Origin of the sequence: Chitinophaga oryziterrae, from assembly GCF_009758125.1 — a bacterium.
Taxonomy (GTDB): domain Bacteria; phylum Bacteroidota; class Bacteroidia; order Chitinophagales; family Chitinophagaceae; genus Chitinophaga; species Chitinophaga oryziterrae.
The window spans coordinates 749614-769909 of sequence record NZ_WRXO01000003.1 but is presented as its reverse complement, the minus strand read 5'-3'; the positions used below and the strand labels follow the sequence as shown (position 1 = coordinate 769909).

Here is a 20296-nt window from a genome sequence, read left to right as displayed (position 1 = left end):
TTAATCGTTTACAATTTACCTTTCCAGTAAGGCGTTTGTACCAGCAGGGAATTGGCCGTGATCAGCACCGGGTCCAAGGGCCAGTAGTACTTGCCCTGCTGAAACTGAGTGGCAGAGATCTTATCATCTCCAAACGCCACTTTACCAGTCTTCTTGGCCAGGCGTACCAGGTCATAGAAACGATGACCTTCCAGGAACAACTCCCTTCCCCGTTCATCAATAACATTCTCAAATAAGTCTGCGTCATCTGCTTCCGAAGGAGACAATCCGGCCAATGCCCGGATCTCATCCAGTAATGTACGCGCCCCTCCGTAATCGCCGGTAGCAGCCAATGCTTCTGCCCTCAGCAGTGTAATATCTGATAAACGAAAAACGATGATGTTATTAAACGCTAAAGGGTCAGTATTGCCGGTACCGTTATACGTGATATTATCATACTTGATGCAGATAGGGTCTGTAGAGCTCAGATAAGCAAAAGCACTATTCCTTCTCAGATCGGTAGTATCACTATATAATGCTGATAAGGTGGTTAAATTGAGCGGTAAGAAAGAGTTGCCGGTATTGATGGACAGATATTTATCAGACCTCAGCGTATAAAATGCGATACTGTTATAAGATGCCCCTTCGTTCGTGGCATTCTGCGCTATTTCAAAGATGCCTTCAGAAGATTTGCCATCATAAATAGTGAGGTAATTATTCCTGTTCACATAACTGTAAAGGCCACTGCTGATCACAGAGTCTGCAATAGGCGCACATTTGGCGTAATCCCCCTGCCATGCGTAAATATGTGCCAGCAAGGCATAAGCAGCGCCTTTATTGGCGCGTACTACTTTATCAGAAGATACGCCGTTCGTCCAGGGAAGGGAAATGATCGCCTGTTTTGCATCAGCAATAGCCTGATCGAGGATTTCCTTTTCCGTAGCGCGGGCTACATTGGTGGTGGTCGCTACATCTTCCACCGCCTGTAATACCAGTGGTACTCCTCCCCATACACGCGCCATGTAGAAATAACTGAAAGCCCTGTTGAAATAAGCTTCTCCCAGGAATTCCTGCTGACGGTCAGTAGCAATAGAAGGGATATGTTTGATACAACGGTTGGATTGATCAATGACACGGTAGAAGTTCTCATAACGCCGCAATTTCATCACTGGCTCGTAGGTGTTCGCAGCGGGAACAGGCTGTGCCCACAGCCCGTTTTTAATGTAGTAGTAAGCATAGTCGCCCCCACCATACGTGGAACTGAATTCATCGGTAGGCATATCGCCATAGGCATAATACGCCATACCATCATTCAGTGCCATTCTAAGCAAAGCGTAACAGGCAGCTACCGCAGAATTGGCGTCATCTTCCGTACGCCATATACCACCATCAGTAGCGGTGCTGTAAGGTTCTTTATCAAGGAACTTACTACAGGATGTGATGGTTAACACAAGTAGTAAATAGAATATATACTTTTTCATAAAGAGCTGTTTCATAGTGATCATAACTGTACCTGTAAGCCCAACGTATACTTCTTGGGAAGCGGATAATCGTTACCGCTGGAATAACCTGCGGCATTTATCAGCTCAGGGTCTGGTACGGTAGCATTAGACAGTACAAAAATGTTGTCCAGCATACCATATATCCGCAGACCGCCAATTTTCAGATGTTTAACAAGTGCTGATGAAAAGTTGTACCCCAGCATAATGTTCTTCATCCTGAAAAAACTGGCATCTTCCACAAAGACAGAATTAGCAATATTCCATTTGTCTACGTTGTTACTTAACAATGATCCGTACTGAGCATCATCTCCTGCCTGTTGCCAGAAAGTAGCGCCTTTGAAATCGGATGCGGGTCCGGATACCACGCCCCAGCTGCTGGCAATAGCACCGCTGGAACCATTGAGTTTATCCGACAGGTATCCGTTCCATAATTTCCTGCCCTTAATAAAGGTGCAAAGCACCGATAGAGAGAACCCTTTGTAGGTAAAGGTGTTGGTTATACCACCGGTCACATGTGCCTGCGGATCTCCATAAGACACTTTATCCAGCAGGTCTATCTTATAATCCCCGTTCTGGTCTACCAGGATAGGGTCTCCTGCGCCATATGGATTACCACCGTTAAAGGTTAAACGTTTACCTGTTAAAGGGTCTGTAGGTACATCAGCATCCTTTGCGTACACGCCATTCACCTGCCATACTTTGTAGGTGAACATCGGACGGCCAACTGTAAGGGTTTGCTGCATCCAGGGCGGACCAGCAACCAGGTCGCGGTTATTATCAGGCAGGCGGGTAATATAGTTCTTGTTAAAGGCGATGTTGAAGTTGGTATTCCATTGCAGCTTCCAGCCGGAAGGGAAATTGCTGGTATTTAAAGTAATTTCTATACCCGTATTGCGGAAGTCTACCAGGTTACCGGAATAGAAAGAATAACCGGTCGTTCCGCGGGCCAGTACATTATCCAGGTATACATTTTTACCATCCCGTGCGTACCAGTCGGCCGTCAATGAAATACGGTCATGCATAAAATTCACGTCCATCCCAATATCCGTTTGCGGATAACTTTCCCAGGTAATATTCCTGTTAGCAGCAGGTGAATTGTAATCAGGATATACGACCGTAGTACCGTTGTAGTTACTCATATTACCGATCACATTACCCCCCAGGGAAGAAGAGTAATAACTCGCATTGGTGGTGAGCGCCTGGTACTTCGCATAATAACCCGCAGGGTCATTACCGGTAACACCATAACTACCACGGAACTTCAGGAAGTTCACTATCTTCTTCGCCGGCTCAAAGAATGGTTCTTCTGATACGATCCATCCTGCCGAAGCAGAGTAGAAATTACCCCAGCGATTGCTGCTGCTGTACTTGGAAGAAGCATCTCTTCTATAACTTCCTGAAATCAGGTACTTCTCTTTGTATTCATAATTGAGACGACCGAACCAGGACAACCGTGAACGCTCTTCCAGGTGAGATTGTGCATAGAGGTTGTTACCACGGGAGATCCCTTCGATCGTCTGTAATCCTCCTACGGTTAAATTATTCCCTTCTGCATAGGTGTATTTATTCTGCTGGTTCTCTGCCCCCTGCCCCAGTACTACGCTTACACTATGTTTGCCCATCGTCTTTGACCAGTTGATATAATTCTCTACTTCCCAGCGGGCCGTCAGGTTATTAAAGTTATACGCATCATTACGGTTGAGGGTATTGATAGATTTATCCTTATAATAATCCCTTCTGTTGTTATTATAATTATGCGAGAAGGAACTGGTAAATACGAGATTCTTCGCCAGTGTATCCGTCAGCTTTACATTACTGGTGAGGTAGAAGAAATTATCATTATCCAGTACGTTGCTATAATTACCCTGATACGCCGCCACCTGCTGGGCTGATACATTCCAGAAAGAGGAAGGGAAATTCCAGGTATCGAACGGATAACGGGTACCATCACCGGTACCATGTTTCACCTTCACAAAAGAAGGCAATACATCTATCGAAATATTGATCTTTTTACCCGGATTTAATGACAGGAATAAGTGAGGTGATAAACGTTTCATATAGTATCCTCTCATCACCCCTTCTTCTTTATATCCATTTACAGATAAACGATAACTATAGCCTACATTGGCGGCACTTACACTGGCATCTATATTATTAATAGAAGCGTTTTGCAGGAAGATACCCTGCCAGTCGGTGTTATTATTAAAAGCAGGGTTCAGGCTGTCCGTTAAGAACACGCTCAGATTAGCGAAGTTGTTATACCCGCTTTTATACAGCATCTCCATCTTCATTCTTCTCTCTGCCGCACCTACCAGCATAGGTTTCATGGCAGGCTTCTGTGCAATGCCCGTGTAATAGTTTACGGTGTACTGAGGCAAACCGGATTTAGGGCGTTTCGTTTTTACAAGGATAACGCCATTGGCTCCTCTTGCACCATAGATAGCTGCTGCGGATGCATCTTTTAAGACATCTATAGATTCGATATCATTCGGATTGATAGCGGTCAGCGGATTGTTGTTATACGAGCCGTTATTAGAGGGCAGCATATCGTTTACGTTATAGATGACACCATCTATCACATACAGCGGATTACTTACGCCGCCTAATGTAACGCTGTTGCTGCCACGAACATTCACGATACCATTGCTGCCCGGTTCTCCGGACACGCTTAATACGGAAAGACCGGCTACACGCCCTTGCAGCATCTGGTCGAATGTAGCATAGGGAATGTTTTCGATGTCTTTACCTTTTACGGAAGAGACGGCGCCGGTCGTTTTACGCCGCTGGATATCCTGGTAGCCGATTACGACTACGTCGCTGAGTCCTTTTACGTCTTCTTCCAGTTGAATGTCGAGAGTGGACCTGTTGCCGACTTTTATTTCCTGCGACTGAAAACCTACGAAACTTACCAGCAATGAAGGGTTGGTGGTTTTCAGTTCAAGGGTGAACTGTCCTTTGTCGTTGGTAGTAGTTCCCTGTTTGGAACCTTTCTCCCGTACGACCACCCCGGGCACGGGTGTATTAGATTTTTTGTCTGTCACCTTCCCCGATAATTTCACCTGGGCAAACAGCACGTAAGGTAGCAGCAATAGACATATGCCAATAAGAGGCACTTTCAGATGGGTAAACTGATAGCTCATTGTTGCAATTAATTAGATGTAATGGAAATCCACAGTAGTTACAGGCGCTGATACTTCTTACTATACCATTGGTTGATAAATGCGGCAGCCGGCATGTACACAAACAGGTAGCTTGTAATATTATAAATCTACACCTATCGCCCTCTTCCGGATTTGCAGATTTTACCTTTTTGTTTACAAATAACAACTATCTTGGACATCCTAAATATTCAATATTATGAGCGCTTATGTACCAGCTACCGACCGGTATGACTCTATGCAATATAACCGCTGCGGGAAAAGCGGTATCCGGCTTCCGGCTATTTCACTGGGTCTGTGGCATAACTTCGGTTCTATAGATTCTTTTGACAATGGCCAGCAGATCGTACGCCGTGCTTTTGATAAAGGGATTACTCATTTTGACCTTGCCAATAACTACGGACCTGTTCCTGGATCTGCTGAAGAAAACTTCGGCGCTATCCTCAAAAAAGATTTTAACACGGGTACACTCCGTGATGAGCTGATCATTTCTTCCAAGGCCGGTTATTTAATGTGGCCTGGTCCTTATGGGGAATGGGGTTCCAGGAAGTACATGATTTCCAGTCTGGACCAGAGCCTGCGTCGTTTGCAATTGGATTATGTAGATATCTTCTATTCCCACCGTCCTGATCCCAATACGCCTATTGAAGAAACAATGGGTGCGCTGGATAGTATTGTACGGTCTGGGAAGGCTTTATATGTCGGGTTATCCAATTATTCTGCGGATGAGACCAGGGCGGCCTTAGCGGTGCTGAAATCACTGGGTACTCCCTGCCTGATCCATCAGCCTAAATATTCCATGTTTGAAAGATGGGTGGAAAACGGTTTGCTGGACGTACTGGAAGCAAACGGTGTGGGATGTATCCCTTTCTCCCCGCTTGCACAGGGATTGCTGACCGACAGATATATCAAAGGTATCCCGGAAGGATCACGCGCCAGTAAACCCAGCGGTTTCCTGAAAGCGGCCCAGATTACGGATGAGACAGTGAGTAAGATCGTTCGTTTGAATGAGATTGCACAGCGCAGGGGTCAGTCACTGGCACAGATGGCGCTTTCCTGGTTACTGAAAGATAAGCGGATCACCACTGTGCTGATTGGTGCGAGTTCTGTAGCCCAACTGGATAACAACCTGGGAGCATTGGAGAATGTGCATTATACAGCAGAAGAGTTGCAGGAGATTGAAAGTATTTTAAAAGGATAGTTAGGATTTTTTAGTGATGGTGCTAAGCACCATCACTAAAAAATTGAAGGTTTTTTTGCAGGGTTTCGCCCTGCACCCAAATTTAGTCGTTCAGATAGAATTGAAAACTGTCACCTCTCAGGCCTACACGCATTGCTTCCAGTGCAATGACCTCTTTAGAGGAGATGTTACCCAGGTTCACGTTACAGCCCACTAATTCAAGGAAATACAGTTGCTGATCTTTACGGGGAGTTTCCCATATGATCTTCTCAGAAGGGATCTTTGTAAGGATCTCCTGTACCAGTCCTTCACGCACCTCACCAGAATCACGGTAAAGGCCCACATTACCTGTTTCACGGGCTTCTGCGATGAGATAGGAAGAACCAGCTTCCATTTCAGCTTTCATCAGCTCTATCCACTTATAAGGCGGTGTAATATGTTCTCTGTCTTTATCCTTGGAACCAATTTCACTTAATACCGTACCCAGCTTAGCCAGTTTCTCTATATACCCGCATTTTTCTGCGTGAGGAATAGTAAGAGAACCGTCGGATACTTCCATATAGTTGATACCGTAGTCTTTAATGATACGCAGGTAGTCGTCGAACTGATTACGGATGATGAAAGCTTCCAGTAACAGGCCACCAAAATAAACCGGGATATTATGTTCCTGATATATTTTGATCTTTTGGTCCAGGTTAGGCGTTACGTAAGCAGTACCAAAAGCCAGTTTCACCATGTCTACATAAGGAGCGGCGCCAGACAGGAAGTCTCTTGTATCCTGCAGGCTCAGTCCTTTATCAGTAACCATTGTAATACCATATGAACGGGGACTTTGTGTACGTTCCGGGATCTTTTCCAGGTTAAAATTCATTTTTCTATGGATTTAGCTTCCGGGACAAAGGTATTTAAAAAATACCTTATTGCTGTGGGGGATATTCGGTGGTAATGCCTCAGTTTGATTACATGATCTTCGCGCCAGATGTTGTTGATCGATAAATACACCTTATCTGACGTGAATATCAGGTGAAGTTAAATTGAAAAACAAATGCTGCACCCATATTCCAAAGCCAAATCAGAGAACTAAACAGTTAGATGCAGTGTATTTATGATCAACAACATCTGTCATAATATTCAAACTGTGGCACTATCTATCCGGGTGAACCTTATTGTGTAAAAAGGTCCCGGGAACGAGGCATTCGGGATCATCTGTATTTCATAATACAAGGTTCATCATTTTTTGAGAAATGCTTTATAAGCAGGGAAGTTCGTTAACAATACTCCTGCCAGTATAATAAACATTGCCAGTAACTGCATCCCGGAAAACCGCTCATTTACAAAAGCCCAGCCCATAAGCACCGCAACCAATGGATTAATATAGGTATGGGTGCTTACCAGTGCTGGCGGACGCACTGTTATGAGCCAGGTAAATGCCATATAGGCGACTAACGATCCCATGATTACAAGATATAATAATCCTCCCCAGGCCTGTAATGGCACTGCGGGAAATGAGAATGTACTGAGTTCACCTTTGATCCCGCTAATTAACAGGCTGCCTACGCCCCCTGCTATCAGCTGTATACAAACGGTCACAATGTTACTGGTGCTGCCATCCAGCCTGCTTTCCGCATACAGGGACCCAACCACCCATAAGATAGCGCTCAAGATTATCACCGCATAACCAATCCACTGCATCTCTGCAGCTACTTCCGGTTTACTGAACCCAAAGAATAGTATGATACCGGTAAAACCTATTAGCAGTCCTGCTATAATGTAAAGGTTCGTAAAATACATATGCCAGCGCTTTTTATCTATCAGCAAAAACCAGAACGGTTCTGAAGCGATGATAATAGCTGCCTGTCCGGAGCCTACATATTGTTCAGACCAGGTCACCAGTCCACTCCCTCCTATCAGCATCAGTAAACCACTGATAACACAGATCCTGATCACAGCAACCGGAGGGATTTTTTGTCCGCGTATACGGCACCATCCTGCCAGTAATGTACCGGCAATCAGATAACGGAGTGCAGACAGCAGAAAAGGCGGGAATCCTTTTAATCCATATACTATAGCCAGGTAGGTAGTACCCCATACAATATAAATAGCCAGAAAAGCCAGCAATACCAACCATGCAGGCGCGGGTCGCGTAGAAGATGATGCCAATGGGTCAATTTATTATTACCAGTAAAATATAGTTTGCCGGTCAAATGTAATATTTCAGTTTCCGTATCATAACATTATTTTCCTGATTTATCAGAAAAACCGGGCCGACCATTGTCTTTCGAAAACCTGTCCTGCAAGCAGCTTGTTAATACCTTCCTTCTCTGATAACTCTCCACCGGCATCTACGCTGTCTGCAATACCACACCAGGGTTCTATACAAACGAAATCAGCATCTTTAGCTGCCCAGATACCCATAAAAGGGAAGCCCTCAAAAGTCAGTTCCAGACCATGAGGAGATACATCGCTTTTTAAGGAAACGGCTGTTGATGCCAGGTGTTTGAATACCAATGCATCCTGGTAAAAAAGTGAATGTTGTAAAGGAAGTTTATCTGTATCCTTTATGTAAGGAACAGGTGTTTTTTCTATCAAGCCACCATCGGTTAAAGGCCATAGATCCGCGTTTTCTTTTTTGCTGAAAGAGAGATAATAATCCTCATAACCGGCATCTTCTGTAAGTGGTACTTTAAATGCAGGATGTGCGCCTACAGAAAAGTACATTGTATCTGCGCCGGTATTCTCAACAATGTATTGTACGGTGAGCACATCTCCATCTAAAGTATATACTACGCTGAATGTAAAGTTGAAAGGATATACGGGTAAGGTATGTTCTGTATCAGTCAATGTAAAGACTACACGCGTATTTGTTTGTTCTTTTACAGTGAACACATGGTCCCTGGCAAAGCCGTGCCTGCCAAGTGTGTAGTTTTTTCCTTTATATGTGTATGTATTATTTTTCAGGGTTCCCACTATAGGGAATAATACCGGGCTCTTTTTTGCCCAGAAAGCAGGATCAGCACTCCAAAGGTATTCCAGTTGGGAATCCTTGCGGATGATATGCTGTAGTTCCGCTCCCTTTTCGGCAATGGTTATTTGTAACTGATCATTGAACAACTCAGGCATACATTCTAATTTGCCTGCAAAATACTATCTTTTTTTATCAGTCAGCACAAGGATAAGACCGAGTACTGCAACAGCGCCACCGGCATAAGTAGGCCAGCCGATCCATTTATTTTCCTTTTTATTGATTTCCACTGGTCCGATATCTACCACCTTTTTCTCTGTTGTTACATAGAAGCCTCTGATAAGGATCATAACGATGCCGGCAATTAGCAGAATAAAACCCAGTGTTTTCATATTTATTTGGTTTAAGTACAGATGAGTTAACAATCCACATGCCATATTGTTTAGTCTGTATGAGCCGGTAACAGTTCTGAGAGCAGCTGCTGAATGGTTTGTTTTGAAAGAGGTTTAACGAGATAACCAGCCAGCACAGGAAATTCCTTTGCCTTCTGTAAATCGCTCTCATGGGTAGAGCTGGAAAGGATATATATTTTGATCTTTTTATCCGCAGGGATATCCAATTTCACGAATTCGCGCATAAACTGCCATCCGTCCATATACGGCATATTCACATCCAGCAGTATAAGTTCCGGTAGCAGGTCCGGTTGTTGAAGATTGGACCTGATGTAAGTTAACGCTTGTTCTCCATCGCTGAATTTGTGGATGTTCTCCACCATTCCAAGGCGTTCAAAATGCTGCCGCATAACGAACTGGAAGAGATCGTCATCATCCACAATACACGCATTTTTAATCTTGTTCATCTTGCTTTAATATGGGTTCCCGGTTATTATTGAAATATACGAAGAAGCTGCTGCCTTTGCCTTCTTCACTTTTTGCTTTAATGTTGCCACCAAATGTTTTAATCTGGTTCCTTATCATGAATAATCCGACTCCCTCTCCGCTTAAACCCCGGTGAAAGATCTTTTTGTATCTGAATATCTGTGTACCGTGCTTATCGAGATCAATACCCATGCCATTGTCCCTTACTTCCAGTACTATTTCCTTCTCTTCTTTCCGGCAGGAAACGTGGATTTGGGGAGGTACGTCCGGACGGGTATAAATCAGGGCATTATTTAGTAAGTTAAACAATATATTCTCCAGGTAAGCCTTGCCGTAAAAGATGGTGTCTACTTGCAGGTCCAGGTACAGCGCTGCCTTTTTCTTTTCTATCAGTGGGTTCAGTAAGCCCCATTTCTGTTGAATAAGCGCTTCCAGATCGCACTCGGTAAATGGCACTTCATTATTCTCTTTCAGGTCCAGTACCTGTTTCAGGTCTTTCAGCGTGTATAATATTGCCTCAGCAGTGGCTTTCATGTGTTGTAACAACCGGCTCCTGTCATTCTCCTCAGTGATCTCCGGCAGCAGGTCTGTAGAGGCGACCAACGCCGTTGCAGGTCCTCCGAGGTTATGGGCAATGATCCTGTTGAACTCCTGAAGCTGTTTGATTTTCTGCCGCAGGTCTACCGAAGTAGCATGCAGGATAATATTTTTAGTCTGTGCTTCTGTATTTAAATGCTTCAGTTCGGTCACATCTACCATCTGGATGATAAAGAACCGCGGTGTGCCATCTGCATACCATAACAGCGAAGCGGCCAGGAATACCCAGATATAATGGCCGTCTTTATGCATGTACCTCCTTTCTGCCCGGTAAGTATTGATCTCACCGTTCAGCATCATTATGATCTGGTTCACGGCACTTTCACGATCATCCGGATGGATGATATCCGCTATATCCGTTGCTTTCAATTCCTCCCGGGTAAAACCCAGGGTATTCATCAGGGATTCATTTACGTCCATCCATTTACCATCGGGGCCTATCAGCCCTATACCCGTAGGAGAATAATTGAATACGCTTTCAAATACCTTCTGACTTTCCTCCAGTTTGTCTTTTGTATGTCTGAGTTCACGTTCGGATTTATTGGTGTCGATCCATTTTGTTATATCTGTAAATGTGAGGATATATCCATTATCCGTATCCGTTATAAGATGCCTTCCATTGGTTCTCAGCCAGGTTGTACTACCACGTTCAAAATGAAGACTGATCTCCTTTCCGGAAAAGTCCTGACGTTCCTGCAGCATAACAGCAAGCGGCTGTATGACGGTACTTTTCCAATAAGCAGTATCCTGGATCTGAGTTTCGGAGATATGAAGGATTTTGAGTGCGCTTTGGTTCCAGGCAATCACCTGACCATGCAAATCTATTGCAACGTAGCCCTCCTCAATAGCGTTCGCTATTGCGCTCCACCAATGGTTCGCATGATCAATCATAGTCTGGTTATATGGTTGCACATCGTCCTGCTTACAGGGAAAAGATGAGCTTTATAACAGCAATTTAACAGAAAACTTCAAGTTTGTAGCGAAAAAACTGGATTTCATCTCAATATTTTCCTTTCCTACTCAAATTTTTAGTTCTTTTGACAGGTTAAATTGTTTGATAAAGGAATGAATATTGTACAAAACGATACCAGACAGGCATGGTATTCCAGGAAATGGACGCAGATATTCCTGCATACAGTTATATGGATCACCCTATTCAGCCTGCCTTTCCTGTTACGTCCTTCGGAACAGCATCGTCCGGAACCTGATGATAAAGCTAATCTCATTCATTATTTCATGAATGCGGTATTGCTAACGCTCTTCTTTTACTTCAATGCGACAGTACTCATTCCGAAACTGGTTTACCGCAAAAAGTACCCGGAATTTGTGACGATATTATTACTGCTTTTTGCTGCCCTGGTAGGGTCCAGGTGGGTATTTAGCGAGATTTTCATTAGTTACAAACGGTTTGAACTGAAACCCACCATGTTGTTCAGTTTCTTTTCCCTCACTTTTATGCTGGCATGCAGCACGGCCTGGAGAATGATCAGGGATAAAATGAACAGTGATAAACTGGCGAGTGACCGTGAAAATGAGAACCTTAAAACGGAGCTGACCCTGCTAAGATCGCAGGTAAGCCCTCATTTTATGTTCAATGTACTCAATAATATGGTTGCGCTGGCCAGGAAACAGTCAGATCAGCTGGAACCTTCACTGATCAACCTTTCCTCTTTAATGCGGTATATGCTGTATGAAGCGGATGAAGATAAAGTGCCGCTGGATAAGGAGATCGATTACCTGCAAAGTTATATAGACCTTCAACAGCAACGTTTTGGAGCCAAAGTGCAGGTGAATGTAAATTTGCAGTTGCCGGAAAACGGGTACGAGATAGAGCCCATGCTGCTGATACCCTTCGTGGAAAATGCATTTAAACATGGCACCGGCCTGATACAGGATGCCCGTATTGATATAGAGCTGCGTGCCAGACAGGGCCTGCTGCAGTTTTCCGTGATGAACAAATACAATACGGAATACGAAGAAGTAAAAGATAAAACGTCCGGTATAGGCCTCACGAACGTAAAGCGCCGTTTAAACCTCTTATACAAGGATAATTACCAGTTGCTGATCAACAAAAAGGAAGGCTGGTTCGTTGTGTCTTTACAGTTACATTTGCATTAATCTATTATTTTATGACACTACGTTGTATAGCTGTTGATGATGAACCCCTGGCACTTGAGCTGCTGGAAGATAACATCCGCCAGGTACCCTACCTGGAACTGGTAGCCAAGTGTACTGATGCCTTTGAAGCAATAAAAGCATTACAGGAAAATACGGTAGATCTCATTTTCCTGGATATTCAGATGCCCGGGTTAACGGGATTACAGTTCATACAGAGCATGGCCCAAAAACCCATGATCATTCTCATTACGGCCTATGAGAAATATGCACTGGCAGGTTTTGAACTGGATGTAACGGATTACCTGGTAAAACCGGTATCCCTTCCCAGGTTTATCAAGTCTTGCAACAAAGCCCGCGAACTTTTCCAGTTAAAGCAAAATAATGCGCCTGCTTCTCCGGCCGCCAGTCCTGAATTCTTCTTCGTGAATGCCGATTACAGCCTGCTGAAGATCACCATCGCTGACATCATATGGATAGAAGCACTGAAGGATTACATCCGTATCCACCTGACAGGCGATACCAAGCCCGTAGTGACCCGTATGCCCCTGAAACAGGTAGAGGAACAACTGGCCCCGGCTAAATTCATCCGCATTCACAAATCCTATATTATAGCGGTAGCCCATATTACTGCCATCCGGAAAAACAGCGTCTTTATCGGTACAATGGAATTGCCGGTAGGCGATAATTACCGGGATGCTGTGGCAGCCCTTACCGGCACAGGTACTAAATAAAAATATTCATCCCTGATCTGCGCCTTTCGTCGCATTATTTTATATCGTTGCCTCATTTTACTATGTATAATGGAAATACGCAATTAGTTTTGCGTCATCTGAAAAGGAATTTATGCAAAAAATTATATGGCTTTTCGCCCTGTTGACCTGTTCTACTATTGTAAACGCACAAATGCCCGGCGGTGGAATGCCCGGCGGCCAACCAGGTACTCGTCCGGCCAATATCGGCCACCTCTATGGAAGAATTCTGGACAGTGACGGCAAACCAATGCCTTACACTTCGGTGATCGTTTTACAGAGCCGCTTCGACTCTGCCAGTGGTGCCAAAAAAGATGTGCTGGTAAAAGGTGTAATGACACAGAATAATGGTGATTTCAGTCTGGAAGAATTACCGGTATTTGGCCCTTTACAACTGAAAATTAGTGCTACCGGTTATAAAACCTATACCCAGACAGTCGCTTTCTTAACTAAAAAACCTGCTCCCGGCACTATTCCTTCCTTTGATAAGGACCTGGGAAATATCAAACTGACAGGAAGTATCAGTCAGCTGCAGGCGGTGACCGTTACCGGTACCAAACCACTGATGCAGATAGACGGAGATAAAAAGGTGTTCAACGTTGAAAAGAACATCTCCAGTACCGGTGGTACTGCCCTGGACGTCATGAAAAACGTGCCTTCCGTAAATGTGGACATTGACGGTAACGTTACCATGCGTAACGCAGCTCCCCAGTTATTCATAGACGGACGGCCTACTACCCTCACGCTGGAACAGATTCCGGCGGATGCAATCGAAAGCGTAGAAGTGATTACCGCTCCCAGCGCTAAATACGATGCTTCCGGTGGTGGTGCGGGCATACTCAATATCGTACTGAAAAAGAACCGCAAAACAGGCTACAACGGTAACCTTCGCGCGGGTATTGATAAACGCGGGGCTTTAAATGGCGGGGCTGATTTCAACCTCCGCCAGGATAAAGTGAATATCACGGCCAGCGCCATGATCAACCAGAACAAGGACCGTACTACCGGTATGACCGACCGTACGACCATAGAAACAGACCCCATCCATACCCTGCAGAACAATGCTTCCAGGAATGGTGGCGGATTTGCTTTCGGTCGCCTTGGACTGGATTACTTCGTGAACAACCGTACCACATTGTCCGTATCAGGCGTGAAAGTACATGGTAGCATGAAACCAACCAGTACACTGGACATCAATTCAGATACTACCTTCACCGCTGCCGGCACTACCTCGCATTCCTACGGACAACGTTTAACGAACAGCAGCCGTGTTTTCAATGGTACCGGCCTGGTACTGGGTATGAAACACCTGTTCCCTCATGAAGGAGAAGAGCTGACCGTAGACGCCAACTATTTCGGAGGCGCTTACAAAAACAACGCTGATTACAACACAAATTATTATACCACCAGGGGTGGTACCGCTACCGGCAATGAACTGCAGAAAATACAGGGAAATGGTAAGATGAGGAATATCACGATCCAAACGGACTATGTGAAACCATTCAACGCCACCACCAAATTAGAAGCTGGTTTAAGAGCAGGGTTAAGACATACAGAGAACAATAACTACAATTATATCTTTAGTGACGTACTGGGCGATTATGAACTGATCCCTAATCCCAGCAGTAACTACGAGAATAATGAAAATGTATATGCCGCTTATGCTACTTTCAGCAGCGGTATCCGCAGCTTCAGTTATAAATTAGGGTTGAGAGTAGAGAAATCCAATTACGACGGGAAACTGGTACAGAACAATGAGAAGTTTGGGAATGAATACCCGGCCAGTCTCTTCCCTACCCTGTTCCTGAGTCAGAAGCTGAAACATAACCAGGAATTACAGTTGAGTTATAACCGCAGGATCAACCGTCCGAATTTCTTCCAGCTGATCCCTTTTGCGGATTCTACCGATAAGCTGAATATCACCAAAGGTAATCCTGCCCTGGTACCGGAGTTCACCCATTCTGTTGAACTCTCTTACCTGAAAACATTTGCAGGCAATCATACCTTGCTGGCATCGGCGTATTATAAATATACGGATCACCTGATTACCGGTTATACCGAAAGACAAACAGATGAAGCGACCGGCAGCTCAGCACTGATCAATACTTATATCAATGCTAACAGCAGTTATACTACCGGTGCGGAAATAACGGTACAGAATATTCTTACCAAATGGTGGGATATCTCTACCAATATTAACATCTATAATTCCAAGATCAACACCGATACTACCAGTGCTGTTCAGCAGGATGCATTGTGGAGTGTGTTCGGTAAGTTCAACAGTAACTTCAAGCTACCGGCTAATTTTGATATCCAGCTGACCGCTACTTATCAGTCTAAAACAAACTTACCCGTGAATACCCAGCGTCAGTTTGGTGGCGGTCCTCCGGACATGCAGGCTCAGAGTTCTTCCCAGGGTTATATCCGTCCTTTCTACGGCATTGATATTGCCATTAAGAAGAGTTTCCTGAAGAGTAAAGCAGCGAGTGTAACATTGAGTGTGAGTGATATTTTCAGAAGCCGTAAAACGGACCAGTATTCGTCCAGCGCTTACTTTATACAGAACTATAATCGCCTGCGCGATCCACAGATGGTAAAACTGAACTTTGCTTATCGTTTCGGGAAGATAGATGCGAGCTTGTTCAAGCGCAAGAGCCAGGGATCGAATGGCGCTAATATGATGGATGGCATGCAATAATTATAAGAGAACGTGAAGAGATTAAATGCGAATGATCAGCTGATCATTCGCATTCGTGTTTTATATATCTTCTGAATCATACACGATCACTTTCTTCCACACGGAAGAGCATTCCTTAATGAAGTTTAAGTGTGCAGGATCTGTCTGATAAAATATCCTGCTCTGCTTTGTTCTTAAAGAACAACATCCAGGATACGGCGTAAGAGCGGTCTACCACGTCCCTGTTGGTAGTGGAAGGCAACCCGATATGATGCTGCTGGATGGTTTTGGCCGTCACGGCGAGTTTGCGCAACCCGGCAATCAGCTTGTCCTTATCTTCCTGGCTATCAGGATTATTCAACCAGAAATATACATGATGTATAAACACTTTAGGTGTTTCCTTCGCTGTTGCAACGCCACCTGTAAGTGTGGCTATACCTGTAACGGCAGCTGTTTTAGCTGCGGTTGACATGAACTGGCGTCTTGATTGTTTTGACATGGGTTAATTTTTTATACAGGTAAAATAGGAAAAATATCGATAATAAAGCAGCTATCCACCACCAATAGACAGGTACGGGAGCTGATAAAGTGATTGTTTGCGGAATGCCCATATATACCCAGCCCGACCAGTAATAAGGTAGTTGCAATACCGGGTTGGTCTGCTGTTGCAGCCACTGTAGCTTGGCTGAGTGCAGTGCGGGCCCTATCTCCTGCCCCTTACGCAGGTTCTCATAAAAATGAGGCATAAAAGTAGCCGCTCCGGCATCATTCACGTTCCATAACCCGGCAACCACTCCCGGGATGCCCGCTGCGGCAAATCCCCAGGATAAGCTCTGTACACCTTCCCCCTGCATCAGCCAGCCGTCTGCTGTCCTGCAGGCGCTGAGCACCACCAGCTGAGGGGCGTGTAAGCGGGCGGTAAGGGAAGACAGGGCAAAGTTACCATCTGCCATTTCCAGGATGGGTTCCTGGTTTACGCCGGCATGTGTGCTGATATGCAGGACTCCCGTTTGCTGTAATGCCTGTTCAAGGGCCTGCAATGTAGCGGCCTGGTTCTCCTCATATTTACCGCTGACAATAGTTTTGAGCTGACGCTGTTCTTCTACTACAGCGGGGATGGCCCGGCTGCTGCTGTCATGTGTAATGAAGAAGCCGGTGAAACCGCTTGTTTTCTCCCGCTGCCTTTTTCTTAGCTGCTGCCAGCTTAATAATGAGTACGCGTAACTGATCGACGCCTGTTTTACCAGGAAAGGCCAGGTATTGATATCAGCACGATAAGTGCTGTCTGTGACCAGGGCATCGAATGGCACATAACCCAGTACATCATCTGTTAAAAATAAGTACTGATGGCCGGGTTGCCATTTCTTACCGCCTAATATTTCCCCATATAATTTATAGGCATCTTTGTAATAGGCCACCGGGTCATTCATCATGGCATTGGGGCCTTCTTTGAAATAGTGCTGTACAAAGTACCGGCATTGTGTGGTCAGGTTATCTATGGTGCGTACTGCTTTTACGCCGTGTTTATCTGCTTCCAGCAGGAACCATTGTTTTTCTCCTGCGAAGCAGGCTATCACTTCCGTATTCCCGGGCAGGTCATTCAGCTGGGTACTGGTAACCCGGTTGCTTTGTAACAGCGCCGGGTAACGCTCCTGCAATTTCCTTTGCAGGCCGCTCATCTCATATTCCAGGGAAGAGATCATGTCTGTTTTGTCGGCCGCTTCCCGGTTGTAATAGGCGATGGCCTGTTCCAGTTGCTGCATGCGGTGGAACAGGGTGTCTTTCTCATGCATGGCGGCATAACCGATATTCCTGCGGATCTCTTCCAGCAGCCATTGCGCTTTCCCCTGTTCTGCGTATTGCAGCATACGGTTGGCGTATTGCGTTTCTTTCGTCGTTGTATACAGACTGTAAGCTATTTTCATGGCCAGTTCTACACGGCGGCGGGTTTCCTGTTGCTGTAAGCGGCGGGAGTCCATACCGGCAAATTCGTTCCTCAATTTAGCAGCGGCGGCGAAACAGAGATCTATGACTGCCAGTGCCTGTTGTGAATGCCCCTGCTGATGATATGTTCTGGCGAGTCCTTCCAGGGCGTCCTGTAAAATGTATTCGCCGTATAACCAGCGTTCTTCGGGCAGTTTATCCGGGGTGTAGGATGGCAGTAGTATTTTAAGTGCCTGCTGATATTGCTGCCGGGCGGCGTCCGGTTTGTTTTGTTCCAGTAAGGCACGTCCCATCAGCACGTATACATTGGCTTTTTCGCGTTGCCGTCCTCCTTTGAAGTATTTTTCTATCACCTGCAAGGCCAGCTGGTATTGCTGTAACGGGTTGCTGCTGGTGGCAGCTGCCTGTACATAGGCGCTTTCCAGCCAGTAAGGGTTAGTGCCCTTTAGTATTTTTAAGGCAGCAGCGTTCAGCAAACGGGCGCTGTCGTAACTTCCTCTGGAAGTAGCGAGGTCTGAGAGGGTGTTGAGCAAGAGTCCTCTTACAGGGGCTTTATCACCGGCGTATGTTAATCCCTGTTTAGCAAGGGCGGTAGCCTGCAGCCACTCCCCCTGAGATCTCCTCAGTACCGCCATATTTGCGTAAGCAGCGGCAATGAGTGCCGGGTCTTTTTTCTTTAAGGCCAGGGACAGCATCTGCTCCTGGATATACAAGGCGCTTTCATAATCTCCCAGCCGGGTATAATTATTCCCTAACGGTTTAAGGATGTGGTCTTCCACATCATAGGGATCGGGTAATGTTTGTTTATAAAAAGAGTAGGCCTGTTCGTAGCATTGAATCGACTGCAATATATTCCCGAGATAAAGCTGGTAATAACCCTGATTCACGAGCAGATCAAGCCAGGCGAGGTAGTCTTCATCGGTACGGATAGGACGCCAGGCATCCTTTTTACAGTCCATCAGTACATTTATACGGGCAGCAGGATCGGCGGCGACATATTCCATCCGCTCGTATAACCAGCCCGACAGGTCATCTGCCTGTTGCAACTGCTGCAGACGCTTTTGCAGCGTATCAGGAAGTGCAAAGGATTTTACTGCCAGGAAGCAGCACAGTACAGTGATATAGAGATGCTGTTTGATCGTTGAAGATACAAACATTCCGCATTGTCGCAAATCATCCTTCAGATGTTGTTGATCATAAATACACTGCATCTGACTGTTTAGTTCCCTGATGTAGCTTTGGAATATGGGCTCAGGATTTGTTTTTCAATTTAACTTCACCTAATATTCACGTCAGATAAGGTGTATTTATTGATCAACAACATCTGACGCGAAGATGATGTAATCATACTCTTCATTTTACTAATAAAGCCTTTTTTAAAAGATACAGGTAAGTAATTTGTAATTTAGTGCCCTCAAAATCATTTTTATGAAATACCGTATACTATTACTCAGTTTATCTTTATTGATCGGAAAAACCCAGGCACAGGATACCCTGAAAACCAGCAGTGGCCCGTTAATTATTCAACCCATTGAGCACGCAAGTCTTGTTCTCAGCACAGGAGGCAAAACTATTTATGCAGATCCCAATGGTGCTGCTAATTTCGCAGGTGTAAGCTCTCCGGATATTATCCTGATCACTGATATCCATGGTGATCACTTTGATTCTACTACGCTGGCTGCTGTAGCCAAACCGAATACTATTTTCATCGTACCGAAGGTAGTGGCGGATAAAATGCCTAATAAAGATCATGTGGTAGTATTGTCTAATGACAGCACCACCAAACAACCGGGCATATCCATCAGCGCTATCCCGATGTATAACCTTCCGGAGAGTCCTGCTTCCATGCATACTAAAGGACGTGGTAATGGATATATCTTACATATCGGTGGTAAAAACATTTACATTTCCGGCGATACACAGGCTATTCCTGAAATGCGTTCACTGAAGAATATTGATGTGGCGTTCGTATGTATGAACCTTCCTTACACAATGGATGTAAAAGAAGCTGCGAGTGGTGTGCTGGCATTTAAGCCCAAAGTAGTATACCCTTATCATTATCGCGGTAAAGGCGGCCTGAGTGATGTAAATGAATTCAAGCGTCTTGTGAATGCCGGTAATCCTGCCATTGAAGTGAGATTACGGAACTGGTATCCGAAGCATTAATAATTTTATTTAACTGCAATGAAATTCTCTTTTATGTACGCTTAGGTTTAATGACAACCCGTTAAAGATCTGTTAATTCAACACGTTAACAGTAGATAACAATTCTACATGTAATCTGGCACAGTTTTGTCATTAGTATATGTGAAGACGAAGTTTAAACGTACTGCAGACGATTAGCTTCTATCTATACATCACATATTTCAAACCTAACAATCATGAAAAAGCTAAAATATCTTATTCTCACAGCAGTACTTATCTCCGGTTTAAGTAGTTGCCTGGTTGTCCGGGACAGACCAGGATATTATCACCACCCTCATTATTATCATGGACATGGTGGATACTACAGATAAACTGAAAACAGCATAATAAAAAAGGTCGGGATTTCT

General features: G+C 44.9%; 16 protein-coding genes. 6 read left to right on the top strand and 10 right to left on the bottom strand.

Annotated elements, in window-relative coordinates:
• Positions 1–8: 8 nt before the first annotated feature.
• Complete coding sequence (locus GO495_RS14925; protein WP_170302686.1) at positions 9–1460, bottom strand: RagB/SusD family nutrient uptake outer membrane protein; 1452 nt, start codon at positions 1458–1460, stop codon at positions 9–11.
• Between the two features lie 20 nt (positions 1461–1480).
• Positions 1481–4621 carry a SusC/RagA family TonB-linked outer membrane protein gene (locus GO495_RS14920; RefSeq protein ID WP_157300496.1) on the bottom strand — a complete coding sequence of 1047 codons (3141 nt, stop codon included), beginning with the start codon at positions 4619–4621 and terminating at the stop codon, positions 1481–1483.
• 217 nt (positions 4622–4838) lie between these two features.
• Between GO495_RS14920 and mgrA the strand changes: the two genes are divergently transcribed.
• Positions 4839–5840, top strand: coding sequence for an L-glyceraldehyde 3-phosphate reductase (gene mgrA, locus GO495_RS14915; protein ID WP_157300495.1), 1002 nt, complete (start codon positions 4839–4841; stop codon positions 5838–5840).
• A gap of 82 nt (positions 5841–5922) precedes the next feature.
• Here the strand turns inward: mgrA and GO495_RS14910 are convergent, their stop codons facing one another.
• The 6 genes from GO495_RS14910 to GO495_RS14885 all read right to left on the bottom strand — a co-directional run bounded on the left by GO495_RS14910 (position 5923) and on the right by GO495_RS14885 (position 11168).
• Entirely contained in the window at positions 5923–6690 is a 768-nt protein-coding gene (locus GO495_RS14910; protein WP_157300494.1) for a phosphosulfolactate synthase, read from the bottom strand.
• Positions 6691–7049: 359 nt separating this feature from the next.
• The gene (locus GO495_RS14905) at positions 7050–7979 is read right to left on the bottom strand and encodes an EamA family transporter (protein ID WP_157300493.1); all 930 of its coding nucleotides are present in this window, start codon (positions 7977–7979) and stop codon (positions 7050–7052) included.
• Positions 7980–8069: 90 nt separating this feature from the next.
• Positions 8070–8939, bottom strand: coding sequence for an aldose 1-epimerase family protein (locus tag GO495_RS14900; RefSeq protein ID WP_157300492.1), 870 nt, complete (start codon positions 8937–8939; stop codon positions 8070–8072).
• Positions 8940–8963: 24 nt separating this feature from the next.
• Positions 8964–9173, bottom strand: a complete 210-nt coding sequence (locus GO495_RS14895; protein WP_157300491.1) for a hypothetical protein — start codon at positions 9171–9173, stop codon at positions 8964–8966.
• Between the two features lie 50 nt (positions 9174–9223).
• Entirely contained in the window at positions 9224–9640 is a 417-nt protein-coding gene (locus GO495_RS14890) for a response regulator (protein ID WP_157300490.1), read from the bottom strand.
• A complete protein-coding gene (locus GO495_RS14885) occupies positions 9627–11168 on the bottom strand; it encodes a PAS domain S-box protein (protein ID WP_157300489.1) in 1542 nt (513 codons plus the stop codon). Before GO495_RS14885 ends, GO495_RS14890 begins: the two co-directional genes overlap by 14 nt.
• Positions 11169–11321: 153 nt before the next feature.
• Between GO495_RS14885 and GO495_RS14880 the strand changes: the two genes are divergently transcribed.
• From GO495_RS14880 to GO495_RS14870, 3 genes are all read left to right on the top strand, one after another.
• Positions 11322–12374, top strand: a complete 1053-nt coding sequence (locus GO495_RS14880) for a sensor histidine kinase (RefSeq protein ID WP_157300488.1) — start codon at positions 11322–11324, stop codon at positions 12372–12374.
• 11 nt (positions 12375–12385) lie between these two features.
• A complete protein-coding gene (locus tag GO495_RS14875; protein ID WP_157300487.1) occupies positions 12386–13105 on the top strand; it encodes a LytR/AlgR family response regulator transcription factor in 720 nt (239 codons plus the stop codon).
• Between the two features lie 112 nt (positions 13106–13217).
• On the top strand, positions 13218–15821 hold the full coding sequence (locus tag GO495_RS14870) for a TonB-dependent receptor (RefSeq protein WP_157300486.1): 2604 nt from the start codon (positions 13218–13220) through the stop codon (positions 15819–15821).
• 115 nt (positions 15822–15936) lie between these two features.
• Here the strand turns inward: GO495_RS14870 and GO495_RS14865 are convergent, their stop codons facing one another.
• Both GO495_RS14865 and GO495_RS14860 read right to left on the bottom strand, forming a co-directional pair.
• Positions 15937–16299 (bottom strand): Dabb family protein, encoded by a 363-nt coding sequence (locus tag GO495_RS14865; RefSeq protein ID WP_205691264.1) that lies wholly within the window; start codon positions 16297–16299, stop codon positions 15937–15939.
• Positions 16256–18955: a CHAT domain-containing protein gene (locus GO495_RS14860; RefSeq protein ID WP_157300485.1), complete on the bottom strand. Its 2700-nt coding sequence runs from the start codon at positions 18953–18955 to the stop codon at positions 16256–16258. The genes GO495_RS14865 and GO495_RS14860 overlap by 44 nt, the downstream gene beginning before the upstream one ends.
• Positions 18956–19172: 217 nt before the next feature.
• Between GO495_RS14860 and GO495_RS14855 the strand changes: the two genes are divergently transcribed.
• Both GO495_RS14855 and GO495_RS32385 read left to right on the top strand, forming a co-directional pair.
• The gene (locus GO495_RS14855; protein WP_157300484.1) at positions 19173–19910 is read left to right on the top strand and encodes an MBL fold metallo-hydrolase; all 738 of its coding nucleotides are present in this window, start codon (positions 19173–19175) and stop codon (positions 19908–19910) included.
• 215 nt (positions 19911–20125) lie between these two features.
• Complete coding sequence (locus tag GO495_RS32385) at positions 20126–20260, top strand: hypothetical protein (RefSeq protein WP_276611817.1); 135 nt, start codon at positions 20126–20128, stop codon at positions 20258–20260.
• Positions 20261–20296: the final 36 nt, after the last annotated feature.